This window comes from Janthinobacterium sp. BHSEK (assembly GCF_056174685.1).
Genome location: NZ_JBWBYV010000015.1, coordinates 13199 through 29154, shown reverse-complemented (window position 1 = coordinate 29154; position 15956 = coordinate 13199). Strand labels below are relative to the sequence as shown.

General features: G+C 64.1%; 16 protein-coding genes. 11 read left to right on the top strand and 5 right to left on the bottom strand.

All coding sequences use genetic code 11. From position 1 onward, the window contains the following. Nucleotides 1-23: 23 nt before the first annotated feature. The 6 genes from AC0V2Y_RS07485 (at nt 24) to AC0V2Y_RS07460 (ending at nt 5940) form a co-directional block, all read left to right on the top strand. Nucleotides 24-407 carry a hypothetical protein gene (locus AC0V2Y_RS07485; protein ID WP_475415984.1) on the top strand — a complete coding sequence of 128 codons (384 nt, stop codon included), beginning with the start codon at nt 24-26 and terminating at the stop codon, nt 405-407. Nucleotides 408-515: 108 nt separating this feature from the next. Next, nucleotides 516-2351, top strand: coding sequence for a lipid A export permease/ATP-binding protein MsbA (msbA, locus tag AC0V2Y_RS07480; RefSeq protein ID WP_475415983.1), 1836 nt, complete (start codon nt 516-518; stop codon nt 2349-2351). 142 nt (nt 2352-2493) lie between these two features. Further along, the gene (locus AC0V2Y_RS07475) at nt 2494-3633 is read left to right on the top strand and encodes a toxin-antitoxin system YwqK family antitoxin (RefSeq protein WP_475418326.1); all 1140 of its coding nucleotides are present in this window, start codon (nt 2494-2496) and stop codon (nt 3631-3633) included. A gap of 9 nt (nt 3634-3642) precedes the next feature. Continuing rightward, entirely contained in the window at nt 3643-4461 is an 819-nt protein-coding gene (locus tag AC0V2Y_RS07470; RefSeq protein WP_475415981.1) for a toxin-antitoxin system YwqK family antitoxin, read from the top strand. Between the two features lie 81 nt (nt 4462-4542). Continuing rightward, nucleotides 4543-5037 carry a MarR family winged helix-turn-helix transcriptional regulator gene (locus tag AC0V2Y_RS07465; protein WP_475415980.1) on the top strand — a complete coding sequence of 165 codons (495 nt, stop codon included), beginning with the start codon at nt 4543-4545 and terminating at the stop codon, nt 5035-5037. A 78-nt stretch (nt 5038-5115) separates the two neighbouring features. Continuing rightward, entirely contained in the window at nt 5116-5940 is an 825-nt protein-coding gene (locus tag AC0V2Y_RS07460; RefSeq protein WP_475415979.1) for a toxin-antitoxin system YwqK family antitoxin, read from the top strand. Here the strand turns inward: AC0V2Y_RS07460 and AC0V2Y_RS07455 are convergent. After that, nucleotides 5937-7259, bottom strand: coding sequence for a chloride channel protein (locus AC0V2Y_RS07455; protein WP_475415978.1), 1323 nt, complete (start codon nt 7257-7259; stop codon nt 5937-5939). The two genes, AC0V2Y_RS07460 and AC0V2Y_RS07455, sit on opposite strands and share 4 nt — an antisense overlap. Before the next feature lie 115 nt (nt 7260-7374). Further along, nucleotides 7375-8274: a transcriptional activator NhaR gene (gene nhaR, locus AC0V2Y_RS07450; RefSeq protein WP_099409922.1), complete on the bottom strand. Its 900-nt coding sequence runs from the start codon at nt 8272-8274 to the stop codon at nt 7375-7377. A gap of 159 nt (nt 8275-8433) precedes the next feature. On the opposite strand from nhaR, the gene AC0V2Y_RS07445 reads away from it, so the two are divergent. Beyond that, nucleotides 8434-9396 carry a TerC family protein gene (locus tag AC0V2Y_RS07445; RefSeq protein ID WP_329958086.1) on the top strand — a complete coding sequence of 321 codons (963 nt, stop codon included), beginning with the start codon at nt 8434-8436 and terminating at the stop codon, nt 9394-9396. Between the two features lie 70 nt (nt 9397-9466). Then, entirely contained in the window at nt 9467-9868 is a 402-nt protein-coding gene (locus tag AC0V2Y_RS07440) for a TerB family tellurite resistance protein (protein ID WP_070224889.1), read from the top strand. On the opposite strand, the gene AC0V2Y_RS07435 is transcribed toward AC0V2Y_RS07440, so the two are convergent. Further along, a complete protein-coding gene (locus tag AC0V2Y_RS07435; protein WP_475415977.1) occupies nt 9869-10222 on the bottom strand; it encodes a YnfA family protein in 354 nt (117 codons plus the stop codon). Nucleotides 10223-10310: 88 nt separating this feature from the next. Here AC0V2Y_RS07435 and AC0V2Y_RS07430 point away from each other — a divergent pair, with 88 nt between their 5' ends. Then, complete coding sequence (locus AC0V2Y_RS07430) at nt 10311-11579, top strand: glycerate kinase type-2 family protein (RefSeq protein WP_475415976.1); 1269 nt, start codon at nt 10311-10313, stop codon at nt 11577-11579. 2 nt (nt 11580-11581) lie between these two features. Here the strand turns inward: AC0V2Y_RS07430 and AC0V2Y_RS07425 are convergent, their stop codons facing one another. After that, on the bottom strand, nt 11582-12595 hold the full coding sequence (locus AC0V2Y_RS07425; RefSeq protein WP_475415975.1) for a zinc-binding alcohol dehydrogenase family protein: 1014 nt from the start codon (nt 12593-12595) through the stop codon (nt 11582-11584). 226 nt (nt 12596-12821) lie between these two features. Between AC0V2Y_RS07425 and AC0V2Y_RS07420 the strand changes: the two genes are divergently transcribed. Beyond that, nucleotides 12822-13736, top strand: a complete 915-nt coding sequence (locus AC0V2Y_RS07420) for a LysR substrate-binding domain-containing protein (protein ID WP_475415974.1) — start codon at nt 12822-12824, stop codon at nt 13734-13736. 44 nt (nt 13737-13780) lie between these two features. Here the strand turns inward: AC0V2Y_RS07420 and AC0V2Y_RS07415 are convergent, their stop codons facing one another. Continuing rightward, a complete protein-coding gene (locus AC0V2Y_RS07415; protein WP_475415973.1) occupies nt 13781-14158 on the bottom strand; it encodes a c-type cytochrome in 378 nt (125 codons plus the stop codon). Between the two features lie 250 nt (nt 14159-14408). Between AC0V2Y_RS07415 and AC0V2Y_RS07410 the strand changes: the two genes are divergently transcribed. Then, nucleotides 14409-15953, top strand: coding sequence for a DUF1800 domain-containing protein (locus AC0V2Y_RS07410; RefSeq protein ID WP_475415972.1), 1545 nt, complete (start codon nt 14409-14411; stop codon nt 15951-15953). Nucleotides 15954-15956 lie beyond the last annotated feature (3 nt).

Sequence of the window (15956 nt, the reverse complement as noted above, 5' to 3'; positions counted from 1 at the left end):
TTTTTACTTAAAAGGAGTTTTCCATGCGTATTCGTCCCGCCACATTGCTGTCCACCCTGATACTGGGCAGCGTCGTCTTCAGCGCTTCCGCTTCCGCCGTCGGCCTGGGTTTCCTGGCAGATACGCCGATGGCTTACCTGAACAAGAGCGACAAGCCCGTCTTCGTGAAGGCCGTCACCGACGTGCTCAACGACAAGAAAGATGGCGAAACCGTGCAATGGAGCAATGAAGGCTTGCGCAATTCCGTGCGCATCGCCGCCGAGATCACGGCCAGCGACACGGAAAAGACGGATGCGCAAACGTGCCGCAAGGTGCAGGTGGGCTTGAGCGCCAAGGGCCAGGAACAGACCCTCAAGCTGAAGGTCTGCAAGGCTGGCACTGCCGCGTGGAAAGTGGCGAAGAGCTGATCGTCCGCGCTTTCCCTTGCCGGTCCTGCGCCGGCAAGGTGACGACTTTCTCATAGGTAAGTCTGGCAGCGGTTAGAATCACGCTTTACCCTCACTTTTGTCACCTGCATGCAGCAAAGTCGCCTCCTGTTCTTCCGCCTGGCCGGCCAGTTTCGCCGCTATGGCGCCATCGTTGCCGCCACCTTGCTGGCCGTGGGCGTGGCGTCCGCCACCGATGTGTTGTTAATCCGCCAGCTGCAAAACGTCGTCGACGCCATGCGCACGACGGCCAGCACGCAGGTCGCGCCCGTGTCCGGCGTGATGGGCATGCTGCAGGGCTGGGTCGACCGTTTCTTGCCGGCACAGGCAGGGCAGGTGGACTTGTGGGTGATTCCCGCCACCATCCTGGGCCTGGCCGTGCTGCGCATGGTCTCCAGCTTTGCCGGCGATTACGGTTCCGTATGGCTATCGAGCCGCGTGCAGGCCGATTTGCGCGAAAAGATGTTCGCCACCATCATGCGCCTGCCCAGCCGCTTCTTCGACACCACCACCACCAGCCTGACGCAATCGCGCGTGGCCTTCGACGCCAGCCAGGTGTCGCAGGCAGGCTTGAACGTGCTCAATGTGATGGTGCGCGATTCCGTCGCCACCATCGGCTACCTGATCCTGCTGTTCAGCATCGACGTGAAACTGGCCCTGTTCTGCATGGCATCGATGCCCATCGTGGCCATCGTCGTGACCCTGGCGGGACGCCGCATGCGCCATCTGAGCAAGAGTTCGCAGCAAGCCGTGGGCGAGCTGACGTCGGTGCTGGACGAAAGCATCGGCGGCCAGCGCGTGGTGAAAATCTTCGGCGGGCAAGATTACGAGCAGGCGCGCTTCGTCGATGTCGTCAAGCGCAACCGCCAGCTGGCCGTCAAGCACGCGGCCACGTCGGCCATGAATTCCGGCTTCATCATGATGCTCGTCGGCATCACCCTGTCGTCCGTGATCTATTTCGCCATGCTGCGCGCGCAAAGCGGCGCCATCACGCCGGGCGCCTTCGTTGCCTTCATGGGTGCGTTGATGGCCATGCAGTCGCCGATCAAGAATTTGACGAAAATCAATGAGCCGTTGCAGCGGGGCCTGGCGGCGGCCGAGTCCGTCTTCGGCCTGATCGACACGCCGCTGGAACCGGATCCGGGCACCATCGCCCCGGCCACCGTGCAGGGCAATCTGTCTCTGCAGAACGTCAACTTCCGCTACAACAGCGACGACCCCGATGCGCCCACGGCCTTGAGCGATATCACGCTCGACATCCGCGCCGGCGAAACGGTGGCCCTGGTGGGCGGTTCCGGCGGCGGCAAGACGACCTTGCTGGGCTTGCTGCCGCGCTTCTATGACGTCAGCGGCGGCCAGATCCTGCTCGACGGCGTCGACGTGCGCGACTACGCCTTGCTGGCCCTGCGGCGCCAGTTCGCCCTCGTCAGCCAGGATGTGATCCTGTTCAACGATACGATGGCGGCGAATATCGCGTATGGCGACCCGGCCCCGGACCAGGACAGGATCGAAGCGTCGGCGCGCGCCGCCTACGCGCACGATTTCATCATGCAGTTGCCGCAAGGCTACGCGACCCAGGCGGGGCAGAACGGTTCGCGCCTGTCGGGCGGGCAACGCCAGCGCCTGGCCATCGCGCGCGCCCTGTACAAGGATGCGCCGATACTGCTGCTCGATGAAGCCACCAGCGCGCTGGACACGGAGTCGGAGCGCTCCGTGCAGGCAGCGCTGGAAGTGCTGATGCGCAACCGCACCACCATCGTCATCGCCCACCGCTTATCCACCATCGAAAGCGCCGACCGCATCGTCGTCATGCAGGGCGGACGCCTGGTCGAGTCGGGCAGCCATGCCGCCTTGCTGCAGCAGGGCGGCGCGTATGCGCGGCTGCATGCGAGCCAGCTGTCGCCCGTCAAGGATGGCATGGGCTGATGTGTGGCGCGCCTGCCGCGCCAGCGCATGTCCCCGGACCGGGGCCGGACCAGCAGGTCTGGTCCCGGTTTTTTATTGCGGGGGCGGCAATCGTGCCCATGGCGAACGGCGCTTGCCTTTATGATAGTGGCCGCAAAGCAACATGAACAGCAACATGAAGAATCAACAGACGATGCGCTGGCTGCTGGCCGCCGCGCTGGGTGCGGCCTTGCCGCTGGCGGCGCAGGCACAGCCGGCGGCGCAGTCGCCAGCGCCAACGCCAACCTTGCAGGAGGAAGACCGGACCATGTATCTGGATGAAAATTTTATGCCCAGCAACCAGCGCCGCGCCGTGTATGCGCTGCGCACGCCGCCCGTGCGCGACGAGGCGCTGGGCGCCTGGCATGTACGGCTCGAATTTCCCGATACGCCGGGCGTGCTGGCCTTTGAAACCTATGCCACGGACCTGGACCTGAGTCAGATCAGGTTCGTAAAGTTTCGCAAGTATTACTACGAGAATGGCCAGCTGTTGCGGGAAACCTATTTCAATGCCCAGGGCGAGGAGCTGCTGGGCGGCTGCGTGTACTTCGAGAATGGCCAGGTCCAGCAAAGAGTGACCGCGTTGCCGAACGGGCGCGACAGCATCTCGGAAACGTATCACGAGAACGGCCAGTTGATGAGCCGCACGCTGTATCACGGCGATGAGATGGCCGATGGCGAGCACGTGTCGTATGGCGCGAACGGGGCCGTCAGCAACCGTTCGTATCGCCGCAATGGCCAGATGGATGGCCTCGAGGAATCGTTTTATGCCGATGGCAAGCTGTTCCGAAGGGGACGGCACGTCGATGGCAAGCGCGAGGGCGAGTTTGTCATGTATGCCGAGGATGGCAAGGTGCTGGCCAGGACCGTCTGGGTGCACGGCCAGCCCGACGGCTGGTCGTTTGAAAGCCATGGCAATGGCGTCGTGTCGAACAAGACGCTGTACCGGAAAGGCGCCGTGCTCAGCTTGCAAACGTGGGGGCCGAATGGCCGGCCCAAGTTTGCGTGGCAGAAAGACGCGCAGGGGCGCGACCATGGCGACACGACGGATTGGCATGCCAACGGCGTGCGCGCCAGCGTGACGCCGTTTATCGACGGCCAGCGCCACGGCTTGCTGCAGACCTGGTACAGCGACGGCAGCCTGCGGCAGATCGTGCCGTACGAACGCGGCCAGAAGCACGGCATCGAGCGCCAGTGGGACGCGGCCGGCAAGCTGGTGCTGGAGCAGGCGTGGCACGATGGCCAGCCCGTGGCCGAGAAGTAGGGGGATCGCATGCGGTATGCACAGCAAATGCGCCTGGCGCTGCTGGCAGCGCTCATGACGGTGCTGCCGCTGGCGGCGCAGGCACAGGCACCGGCCGGCGGCACGTCGTTCTATGACAACGGCCAGCTCAAGCAAAAAGTGACCCGGCTGCCGAACGGGCGCGACCGTATTGTCGAGTCTTACCATGAGAATGGCCAGCTGATGAACCGCATCACTTACCACGGCCAGCAGATGGCCGATGGCGAGTATGTATCGTATGGGCCGAATGGCAAGGTGAGCAGCCGCGCCTTCCTGAAGGGCGGCAGGATGCATGGGCTGCAGCAATTGTTTTACGCCGACGGCAAGCTGTTCCAGCGCAGCCATTTCATCCATGACCAGCAGGATGGCGAGGCAGTCACCCTGGCGCCGGACGGCAAGGTGCTCGCCAGCATGACGTGGCGCAATGGCGAGCCCGACGGCTGGTCGTTCGACAGCCATGACAATGGCCAATTGGCGCAGAAAGCGCTGTACCGCAAGGGCAAGCTGCTGAGCATGCAGAAGTGGGGCAGCAATGGCCAGCCGACCGTTGCCTGGCAGCAGGATGCCCAAGGGCGCGAGCAGGGCGACTTAACGGAATGGCATGACAACGGCATGCGCGCCAGTGTCACGCCCATGCGCGACGGCCAGCGCCATGGCTTGCTGCAGACCTGGTACGGCGATGGCAGCCTGCGGCAGATCGTGCCGTACGAACGCGGCCAGAAGCACGGCATCGAACGCCAGTGGGACGCGGCCGGCAAGCTGGTGCTGGAGCAGGTTTGGCAAGGCGGAGAGCCAGTCCCCATGCGCTAGGAATCCACCCGCCTTTGCAGGTATCATGCAGGGATTCCGGCCCGCCAGCAGGCGCGCAGCCGGGTCTGATAACTGGAGGCAATGGTGGTGGAAGCGGAAGTTTCGGCAATGGCCAGGGCGCAAGGCATGGCCTTGCAAAACATGCGCGTGGTCATGCGCGCGGCGCAGCGGCATTCGGCACAGATCGAGAAGCAATGCGGCGTGTCGGGCGCGCAACTGTGGGTGATGCAGGAATTGCTGGAGCGGCCGGGCCTGCGCATGGGCGAGCTGGCCGGCAAGATGTCGCTACACCAGACGACGGCCAGCAACCTGGTCGAGGCGCTGGTGAAGAAAACCTATGTGCGCAAGGCGCGCGACCAGCCCGACCAGCGCGTCGTTACGCTCACCCTGACGGCGGAAGGGCAAGCCGTGATCGCCGGCGCGCCGCAGCCGGCGCGCGGCTTGCTGCCCAGCGCGCTGGCCCAGCTGGACCCCGACAGCCTGGCGCACCTGAACCAGGGCTTGAACGCCTTGCTGGCCGTCGTCGCCCCCGATGACAGGCAGGGGGGCATGCAGCCGTTTCCGTTCACCATGTAATCACGCGGCAAGCGTGTGGCCGGGCCGCTCCGCTTGCCCTTATCATCGGCGCCATCGCACCGTTGATGAAAGCATGCTTTGAAGATCGTCATTCCCGTTTTGCTGGCTACCGTCCTGGCCGGTTCATCCCTTTCCATGGCCACTGAGTCGGCCGACCCGGCCTTGCCTTCCGAACCGTCGCCGGCCATCCTGTATTTCGACGCGGATTACCAGCCTGCCGGGCGTGCCGCCGCCATGTACGAGCAGCGCGCGCCGCTGCGCCACGATGCGGTCCGCCAGGCCTGGCATTGGCAGCTGTATTTCGCGCAGCCGCCGGGCAAGCTGCACATGGATGCCTGGCTGCGCGGCGCGGACCCGGAGTCGCCCCGCTACGTCTATCAGCGCAGCGTGTATTTCGCCGATGGCCAGCCGGCCCTGCTGGAAGAGCGCAACGGCGAGGGCGACTTCGATGGCGTGAACGTCGCCTGGTATGCGGATGGCACGCTAAAAAGCCGCAAGGCTTACCGCGGCGGCGAGTACGAGGGCTTGCATAGCCACTACCATACGAATGGCCAGCTGAGCCGTGAATTGCGGTACCACGCGGGCCAGCCCGCCGATGGCGAATACCTGAGCTTTGACGAGCATGGCCAGGTCAGCAACCGCGCCCATTTTGCCGATGGCGTGCTGTCGGGCGAAGTGACAGCGTTTCATCCGAATGGCCGGCTGGCCGAGCACGGGACGTATCTGGACGGCCAGCGCGAGGGCCTGTACGAGGCCTGGTGGCCGGACGGCCGCGAAAAATCGCACCTCCATTATGTGCATGGGGAAAAGCACGGGCTGGAGCGCAACTGGGCCGAGGACGGCACGCGGACCCTCTGCGCATGGCAGGAGGGCAGCTTGCTGCGCCCCTGCAGCCATTTTTAGTTCGGTGGCGCCGGCAGCCGTTGCAGCTGCAGCTGGGCCAGCGCGCCGTACAGCGGTTCGCTGAGCACGCGCGAGACGGTGCTGGCCACCACGGCGCAGGCCATCAGGCTCAGCACCATGCCGTGGCCGTCGACCATTTCCATGACGATGATGAACGCCGTCAGCGGCGCCTGCGTGGCGGCGGCCAGGAATCCCACCATGCCCAGCGCGATCAGCGCGGGCGCATGCGGGTAGTGCAGCAATTGCGCAATGTCATGCCCGATCCCGGCGCCGATGGCCAAGGATGGTGCAAAGATACCGGCCGGCACGCCCGACCACACGGTCAGCCACGTCGCCACATATTTGAAGGCCACAAAGGCCGGCGCCACGTCGCTGGAACCTTCCAGCATGGCGCGCGTGGCCACGGTGCCGCTGCCGAACGTGGCGCCGTGGCTGGCGATGCCGATGGCCGCCACCAGCAAACCGCAGACGGCGGCGAACAGCACGGGCCGGCCTGTTCTCCACGCCGATAATCTTCCCAGCGGATTGCTCCGGGCGGACGCCAATAGCAGCCGGGCGAACAGGCCCCCGGCCACGCCCGCGACCAACGTTACCAGTAAACCTGGCAGTGCCAGCGCCAGGCCGATGGGGCCGGGATGGATGATGCCGAAGTGGGTGGCGTTGCCGTGGATCGAGACGGCCATCATGCCGGCCAGCACGATGCCGGCGACAATCAAGCCGCTGTTGCGCTGCTCGGGCGAGCGCGACAGTTCCTCGATGGCGAACATGACGCCCGCCAGCGGCGTGTTGAAGGCGGCCGCGATGCCGGCCGCGCCACCGGCCACCAGCAGCGAGTGGGCGCTCACCTGCGAATGGCGCGGCAGCCAGCGCCGCGCGGCCAGCATCACGCCGGCGGCGATCTGCACGGACGGCCCTTCGCGCCCCAGCGAGAGTCCCCCCAGCAAGCCGCCCGCCGTCAGGCCGATCTTCGCGGCGCTGAGTTTCAGGGACACAAACAATGAGCGCTGTTCCGGCGCCACGGCCGGGTCCAGTGTCGCCATCACCTGCGGGATGCCGGAACCGGCCGCGCCCATGGCATAGCGGCGCGTCAGCCAGACGAGCAGGGCGGCGCAGGCCGGTGTCCACAGCAGGGCGAACCACCAGGCCTTGCCGTTAAAAAAGAGAAAACAATCGAGCGCTGTTTCCGCGAGCCACGTAAAGCCCACGACGACGAGGCCCGCGACGGCGGCCATGCCGACGACGACGGCGCGCGACCACCACAGGCGCGGGTTGGCAAATTCATGCTTGAAGGCAGAGGGGATGTCGTGCAAGTGCTTCATTGCGGCAAGTCCTGGAAGGGGCGCGCAGGGCGTCGGGGAGGCTTGTCATTATATAGATGTATTTGCTCAAATGTATTTGCGGGGTTTTAATTGTGGAACTTCAGTTGTGGAACTACTACACGAACAGTTCGCGCCGCGCGCTCTGGCTGATGGCGATGGTGGCGGGGTGGCTCAGCCGCCGCTCCGTGGTGATCGCATACACTTGCTCGACGAGGCTGTCGACCCGGCCCAGCGCCACCACGCCATGCTGTTCGCATACCTGGGGCGCGATCACGGTAGGGGCGAAGAACAGGCCGGCGCCGGACTGGCCGAAGGCCTGCATCATGGCGCTGTCGTCAAACTCGCCCACGATGCGCGGGTGCAGGTGGTTGTCGCCCAGCCATTGCAGCAGGCGGCCGTAGATGGCGAAATCCTCGCCCGGCAGCAGCAGCGGCGCGCCGTTCAGGCATAGCGGAAAGCCGCCTTCCAGGGTGGCGGCCAGGGCCGGCGTGCCGAACAGGGTCATGCCGCTTTCGCCCAGCAGGTGGTTGTAGCCGCGCACGCTCAAGTGGGACGGCATGGGGCGGTCGGCGATGATCAGGTCCAGCCGGTGCACGGCCAGGTCCGCCAGCAGGCTGGCCAGCCGGCCTTCGCGGCAGATCATGCGCAGCGGTTCGGCCAGCCCCAGCGCCGGTTCGACCAGGCGGCAGGCGATCAGCTTGGACACGGAATCGGCGCAGCCCACGCGAAACGTGGTCGTCGCCGTGCGCGACTGGTCGCGCACGATTTCCAGCAATTCGTCGCCCGTGCTGAAGATCTCTTCCGCATGGCTGAGGATGCGCCTGCCCGTCTCCGTCAATTCCAGCTTGCGCCCGCTGCGGCGGAACAGTTCCACGCCCAGGGTGTCGGCAAAGTCGCTGAGCTGGCCGGAAATCGATTGCGGCGTCAGGTGCAGCTGCTCGGCCGCGCGGGCGATGCTGCCCGTCTTGGCCACCATCCAGAAATAGCGCAAGTGCTTGAAGTTGAGTGTGGACATGTATGTTCCCGGCAAATTAATGCATCGATTTTTTCGATGTATTCGTAAATTATATTCGATTTGTTCGATGTTTATATTCAGCCTATGATGACTGCTCAATTCATGCAAGGAGAATGCCATGGGCATCAGGATACAGACAGATTATTGCGGAGGCCGCCGATGAACGGCCTGGAGAGCATTGCAACGGCGCCCATGTGGGCCGGTTTCATCGCCTTCGTCCTGCTGATGCTGGCGCTGGACTTGTTCGTCTTCGGCGGCAACAAGGCGCACAAGGTGGGCGTCAAGGAAGCGGCGACGTGGTCGCTCGTGTGGGTCAGCCTGGCCCTGCTGTTCAACGGCGGCCTGTGGTGGTATCTGAACGGCACGGCCGGTCCCGAGATCGCCAACCAGAAGGCGCTGGAGTTTTTCTCCGGCTACCTGATCGAGAAAGCCTTGTCGGTCGATAACGTGTTCGTCTTCCTGCTGATCTTCAGCGCCTTCCAGGTGCCGATCCAGTACCAGCGCCGCGTGCTGATCTACGGCGTGCTGGGCGCGATCGTCATGCGCGCCGTGATGATTATGGCCGGCGCGTGGGTGGTGAGCGAATTCAGCTGGGTGCTGTACCTGTTCGGCGCCTTCCTGTTAATTACCGGCATGCGCATGCTGGTGGCGGCCGATGCGGAACCGGACGTGGCGAACAATCCCGTGCTGCGTTTTGCCCGCCGTCACTTGCGGGTGGCGGACGGCGACCACGGCGAGCGTTTCTTCGTGGCAAAGGGCGGTTTGCGCTATGTCACGCCGCTGTTTCTGGTGCTGATCTTGATCGAGGTGACGGACCTGGTGTTTGCGGTCGACTCGATCCCGGCGATCTTCGCCATCACGACGGACCCGTTCATCGTCTTCACGTCGAACCTGTTCGCCATCATGGGCTTGCGTGCCTTGTACTTCCTGCTGGTGGACGTGGCTGACCGCTTCCACATGCTCAAGTATGGCCTGGCGATGGTGCTGGTGTTCATCGGCGCCAAGATGCTGGTCATGCCGTGGTACCACGTGCCCGTCGAAGCGTCGCTGCTGGTGGTGGCGGTGCTGATCGTATCGAGCTGCGTGGCGAGCGTGTTCATCACCCGCAGCGACAAAAAGTAAAACTGCAGTACGGCGCGCCCCGCAAGGCGGTGGCGCGTCTTTTGATCAATCACAATGAAAGAATGAAATCATGCGTACCTATGAAGCGAACAGTCCCCAGGCAGCGGGACGTATCCTGGCCCTGATGATGGTGGTCGACGGCAACCTGGCCAGCGCCGAGCTGCAAGCCATGCACCGCAGCAAGATTCTCGAGCATATCGACCTGGCGCCGGCCGCTTTTCAACAGCTGCTGCAAGACCTGTGCGACGACATGCTGACGTCGACCGTGCATGGCGCCGTGCAGCTGGCCCATGGCGTGATCGACAGCCTGCTCGATGAAATCACGGACCCGGACTTGCGCCGCAAGCTGCTGCAAGCCATGTGGAAGATCGCCGACGCGGACGACTGGCTGGCCGATGGCGAAGCCGTGCTGCTGGCCCGCGCCAGCGCGGCGTGGTCGGCGGAAACGAATTTCCGCCAGCACGCGGCGTAATTATGCTGCCTTGTGTCCCATGGCAATCACGGCGGCGCCGGCCAGGGCCAGGCCCACGCCCGTCACATCCGTCCAGGCGGGCGTGATGCCGTCCACCAGCCACAGCCAGCCCAGCGCCGTGGCGATATAGATGGCGCCATACGTGGCGTAGACCCGGCCGCTGGCGGCCGGATGCAAGGTCAGCAGCCACACGAAGACCAGCAGGCTGATGGCGGCCGGCAACAGCAGCCAGGCGCTGCCCTTGTTGCTCAGCCATAGCATGGGCAGGTAGCAGCCCAGCAGTTCGGCCACGGCCGTAACGGTAAACAGCCCGAAGGTGCGGGCAAGACTGGTCCATTCGATGGCGTCGCTCATGGTGTTCCTGTGATGTCGTCAAGACGCCATTCTAGCTGCCAGCTTGCCGGCACTGCTATGATCGGGTTCGGATACCGGAGGACACACCATGACGACGACCCCAGCGCCGCGCGCCTTGCTGCAAGCCATGTTCCACGCCGCCATCGAGGCGGCGCAGCCATCGCATTGCATACCGCCCCATCTGCCGCCCGCGCCCAAGGGGCGGCTGATCGTCATCGGCGCCGGCAAGGCCTCGGCCGCCATGGCGCAAGCCGTCGAGCGGCACTGGCCGGGGCCGCTGTCGGGGCTCGTCGTTACGCGCTACGGCTATGCCGTGCCGTGCGAGCGCATCGAGATCGTGGAAGCGTCGCATCCTGTGCCGGACTCTGCCGGCATGACGGCGGCGCGCCGCATGCTGGAGTTGGTTAGCAATCTGCAGGCGGACGATACGGTGCTGTGCCTGATCTCGGGCGGCGGTTCGTCGCTGCTGGCCTTGCCGCTGGACGGCATCACCCTGGAAGACAAGCAAACCCTGAACCGCGCGCTGCTGGCGTCGGGCGCCACTATCGGCGAAATGAATTGCGTGCGCCGCCATTTGTCCGCCATCAAGGGCGGCCGGCTGGCGGCCGCCTGCCATCCTGCGCAAGTGGTGACCTTGGCGATTTCCGACGTGCCCGGCGACAAGCTGGGCGATATCGCGTCCGGCCCCACGGTGGGCGACGCGACGACGTGCGCCGACGCGCTGGCCATCGTGCGCCGCTATGGGATCGCATTGCCGGACAGCCTGCGCGCCGCGCTGGAAAGCGGGCGCGGCGAATCCGTGAAACCCGATGATCCGCGGCTGGCGCGCACGCGCACGACCCTGGTCGCCACGCCGCAGATGGCCCTGGAAGCGGCGGCCGCCGTGGCGCGCGCGGCCGGCGTCACGCCGTATATATTGGGCGACAGCCTGGAAGGCGAGGCGCGCGACGTGGGCAAGGTGATGGCCGGCATCGCGCTGCAGACGGCGGTACGGGGCCAGCCGTTTCCCGCCCCGTGCGTGCTGCTGTCGGGCGGCGAAACGACGGTCACCGTGCGCGGCAACGGTCGCGGCGGGCGCAACGTGGAATTTTTGCTGGCGCTGGGCATCGCGCTGGACGGGCAAGCGGGCATCCACGCGCTGGCCGGCGACACGGATGGCGTCGACGGCCAGGAAGAGATCGCCGGCGCGCTCCTGGCGCCCGACACCCTGCGGCGCGCTTGGGACTTGGCTATCCGTCCCCGCGACAGCCTCGACAACAACGATGGCCACGGCTTCTTCCAGGCGCTGGGAGATAGTGTGATCACGGGCCCGACATTGACGAACGTCAATGATTTCCGGGCCATTTTGATTACCTGAGTTTAGAACCCTTCAAGGACGATCTTGCCTTTGGCCGTATTGCTCTCCAGCAAGGCATGCGCGCGCTTCAGATTCGCCGCATTGATCGTGCCGAAGCGCTCGGCCACGGTGGTCTTGATCACGCCCGCGTCCACCAGCTGCGCCAGTTCCTCCAGCAGTGCATGCTGCTGGAGCATATCGGCCGTCTGGAACAGCGAACGGGTAAACATCAGTTCCCAGTGCAGGGACACGCTCTTGCCCTTGAACTTGCGCACGTCGATGTGCTCGGGATCGTCGATCAGGGCAAATTTCCCTTGCGGCGCGATCAGTTCCACGATCTGCTCGAAATGCTTGTCGGTCTGGTTCAGGCTGATCACGTAATCGACGGGCGGCAAGCCCAGGCGCGTGATTTCGGCGGCCAGCGGCAGGCTGTGGTCGATCACGTGGTGGGCGCCCAGTTGCTTGACCCAGTCGGCCGTTTCCGCGCGCGACGCCGTGCCGATGATGGTGACGCCCGTCAATTGACGCGCCAGCTGCACCAGCACGGAACCGACGCCGCCGGCCGCGCCGATCACCAGCAGCGACTTGCCGGTCAGATTCTTGTCGCGGCTGAGCTGCAGGCGGTCGAACAGCAATTCCCAGGCCGTGATCGCCGTGAGCGGCAGGGCGGCGGCCGGGGCGAAATCGAGGCTGGCCGGCATGTGACCGACGATGCGCTCGTCGACTAATTGAAATTCGCTGTTGCTGCCGGGGCGGTTGATGGCGCCCGCGTACCAGACTTTATCTCCCGCCTGGAACAGGGTGACGTCGGGGCCGACGGCCGTGACGACGCCGGCCGCATCCCAGCCCAGCACTTCCGGCTGGCCGTCTTTCGGCGCGCGGTTCTTGCGCACCTTGGCGTCGACGGGGTTGACGGAGATGGCCTTGACGGCGACGAGCAGGTCGTGCCCCGTGGCGACGGGCACGGGCAGCTCGATGTCGAGCAGGGCGTCGGCATCCGTGATGGGCCGGCTGTGGTGGTAGGCGATGGCTTTCATATTCTTCCTTTGGTAAAACAGTGATGGAGTCGGGTAGGTCGGATTAGCGCGGCTGTACCGCGCGTAATCCGACACCACCATCGGCCACGCCAACAATGTTGTCGGATTACGGTCCTTTGGACCTAATCCGACCTACGCCATACAGGCTTGATGACGTATCATGGCCATTTTCTCGCCAGCGAAAAAGACGGCGCGTACCGAAACACTTTCAAAGGAATGCTGAAAATTGCTGCGACTCGATGACTTGCAGGTATTTGTGCGCACGGCCGACCGGGGCAGCCTCTCGGCGGCCGCGCGCGAGATCGGCATCTCGCCCGCGCTGGCCAGCGCCGCCGTCAAGCGCCTGGAAGGGGAATTGGGCTTGCGCCTGCTGGCCCGCACGACCCGTTCGCTGAGCCTGACGCCGGAAGGCACGCAATACCTGGAGCACGCGCGCGAAGCCTTGCGCCTGCTGCGCGCGGGCCATGACGCACTGCTGGCCGGCAAGGACAGTTTCGGCGGAACCTTGAAAATTGCCATGCCTTCCGACCTGGGCCGCAACCTGATGCTGGGCTGGCTGGACGAGTTCCAAGTGCGCCATCCGAAGCTGCAGTATCAGCTCAGCGTCAGCGACCGGGTGGCCGACATGGTGCGCCAGCAAGTCGACGTGGCCATCCGCTATGGCCAGCAAGACGATTCGAGCATGGTCGCCATGCCCATCGCGCCCGCCAACGACAGAGTGCTGGTGGCGTCGCCCGGCTACCTGCGCGAACATGGCCCCCTGCTGGCGCTGGAAGACTTGCCGCAGCACAATTGCCTGCGCTTCGCGCTGGAAGACGGCTTGCACGACCGCTGGACTTTTTACCGCTTGCCCCAGCGCGAGCAAGTGACGATTGCCGTCAGCGGCAACCGCAGCGCCGACGATGCCGAACTCGTGCGGCGCTGGGCCGTGGCGGGCCTGGGCATCGCCTGTAAATCGCGGCTGGACGTGTCCGGCGACGTGGCGGCCGGCCGCCTGCACGTGCTGCTGCCCGACGTGGCGGGCGAGGCCACGCCCCTGCACCTGGTCTGCATGCACCGGGCGCAGGTGACGCCGCTGGTGCTGCAGCTGCGCGATTTCCTGCGCGACAAGTGTGCGGAGTTATTCAAACAGGATAATTGATTGCGGATGATTCCTGCGCGAGGTGTACTCCGCTGATTGTAAGATCAGCGGTTTTTGAAAATCACATCGCTCATGTATTGATTCAAATCGCGAAAATCCTTTACCCGCCAGGCGTATGGCGCGATCTTGACGCCATTCTCTTTCAAGGTCTTTGGAATCAAATCGCCATTCGGACGCAGTATGACCGAGGATACGATCACGCCCGGATAATCCTTCAGGCGTTTCTTGAAAGCGGCCGTTGTCAGGTCCGGCGTGGGAGGCGTGCTTTTATTCGCCAATGGCCCTGTGCCCTTGATCTCTGCGCCATGGCACACGGCACATCGCTGGACATACAGCGTTTTTCCATTCAGATTCTCCGCGGAGGCTGACGGCGTTTGTATGAGCGATAACATTCCGAATGCAGCGATAAATAATATTTTCATTTCTTTTTAATATGGACGTATTGTATGGATAATGTCTGGTTCAAGAGAAAATACGTAGCTGCCATTGCAATACGCAATTCTCCCGATAACATTTTATCCGAGATTATTCATCAGTCATGTGCCCGTACCCGCGAAAAGTTTCCTAATGAGCAATCCTGCTTGATTACAACTCGTTGCAAATGGCAATCATGCGCACGTCAACCTGGGCGTACTCTCAGGCATTCTGCATGAAACCGCTTGAAGGATTGCCATGACCCCGAACCGATTATTGCCGACGACCTTGATGTCCCTGCTGTTGCTGGCCGGCTGTGCCGCGACGGAACCTGCCGTCCAGGCCGATCATCGCGCGCCGGTCAGTTCCGCGCAGGACATTGCCATGCTGGAACGGGTCAGCTGGGGCGTGAACGGGGGCAGCGTGCGCCAGGTGCAAGAGAAAGGCTGGAACGCCTGGCTGCGGGCGCAATTGCACCCAGGCAAAGCCACGCTGCCGCCCGCAGTGCAGGCGCAGATCGACGCCATGACCATCAGCCAGGTGCCGCTCGATCAGCTCGTCATGTCCGTGGAGCAAAAGCGCAAGGCATCGGCCGGCGTCATGGACGACATGGCGAAGCAGCAGGCGCAAAAGGAGTACCAGCAGGAACTGAATCGCCTGGCGCGCGAGGCGGCCACGCGTTCGCTGTTGCTGGACGTGTATTCGCCGAACCAGCTGCAGCAGCAGCTGAGCTGGTTCTGGCTCAACCATTTCAGCGTACACCAAGGCAAACACAACTTGCGCGCCATGGTGGGCGATTACGAGGCGAACGCCATCGCGCCGCACGCACTGGGGAAATTCCGCGACTTGCTGGGCGCCACCGTCCACCATCCGGCGATGCTGCGCTACCTGGACAATGAAGCCAATGCCGTCAAGCGCATCAATGAAAACTATGCGCGCGAGCTGATGGAGCTGCACACCCTGGGCGTCAACGGCGGCTACAGCCAGACCGACGTGCAGGAACTGGCGCGCATCCTGACGGGCGTGGGCGTCAACCTGGGCACGGATACGCCGAAGGTGAAACCGGCGCTGCAATCGCAATACGTGCGCCGCGGCCTGTTCGAATTCAATCCGAACCGCCACGATTACGGCGATAAACAATTTCTGGGGCAAACGGTGAAGGGCCGGGGACTGGCCGAACTCGATGAAGCGCTGGACCGCCTGAGCCGCATTCCCGCCACCGCGCACTTTATCAGCGGCAAGCTGGCCCAGTATTTCGTCGGCGACAATCCACCCGAAGCCCTGGTGGCGCGCATGGCGGCCACCTTCCAGCACAGCGACGGCATGATCGCCGACGTGCTGCAGACCATGTTCAGCAGTCCCGAGTTCAGGCAGTCGCTGGGCAAGAAATTCAAGGATCCCATGCATTATGTGGTGTCGGCCGTGCGCCTCAGCTACGACGACAAGCCGATCCTGAACGCGGGCCCCATGCTGAGCTGGCTTGCGCGCATGGGCCAGCCCCTGTACGGGCGCCAGACGCCCGATGGCTATCCGCTGACGGACGCCTCCTGGGCCAGCCCCGGCCAGATGACGACGCGTTTCGATATCGCCCGCACCATCGGTTCGGGCAGCGCCGGCCTGTTCAAGACGGATGGGCCGCAGCCGCAGGAAAAGGTCGCGTTTCCCCAGCTGGCCAGCGCCCTGTATTACCAGTCGCTGCAGCCAACGTTGAGTCCCGCCACGCGCCAGGCCCTGGAGCAGGCCGCCTCGCCGCAGGAGTGGAATACATTTCTGCTCTCTTCGCCGGAAATGATGCACCGCTAGATT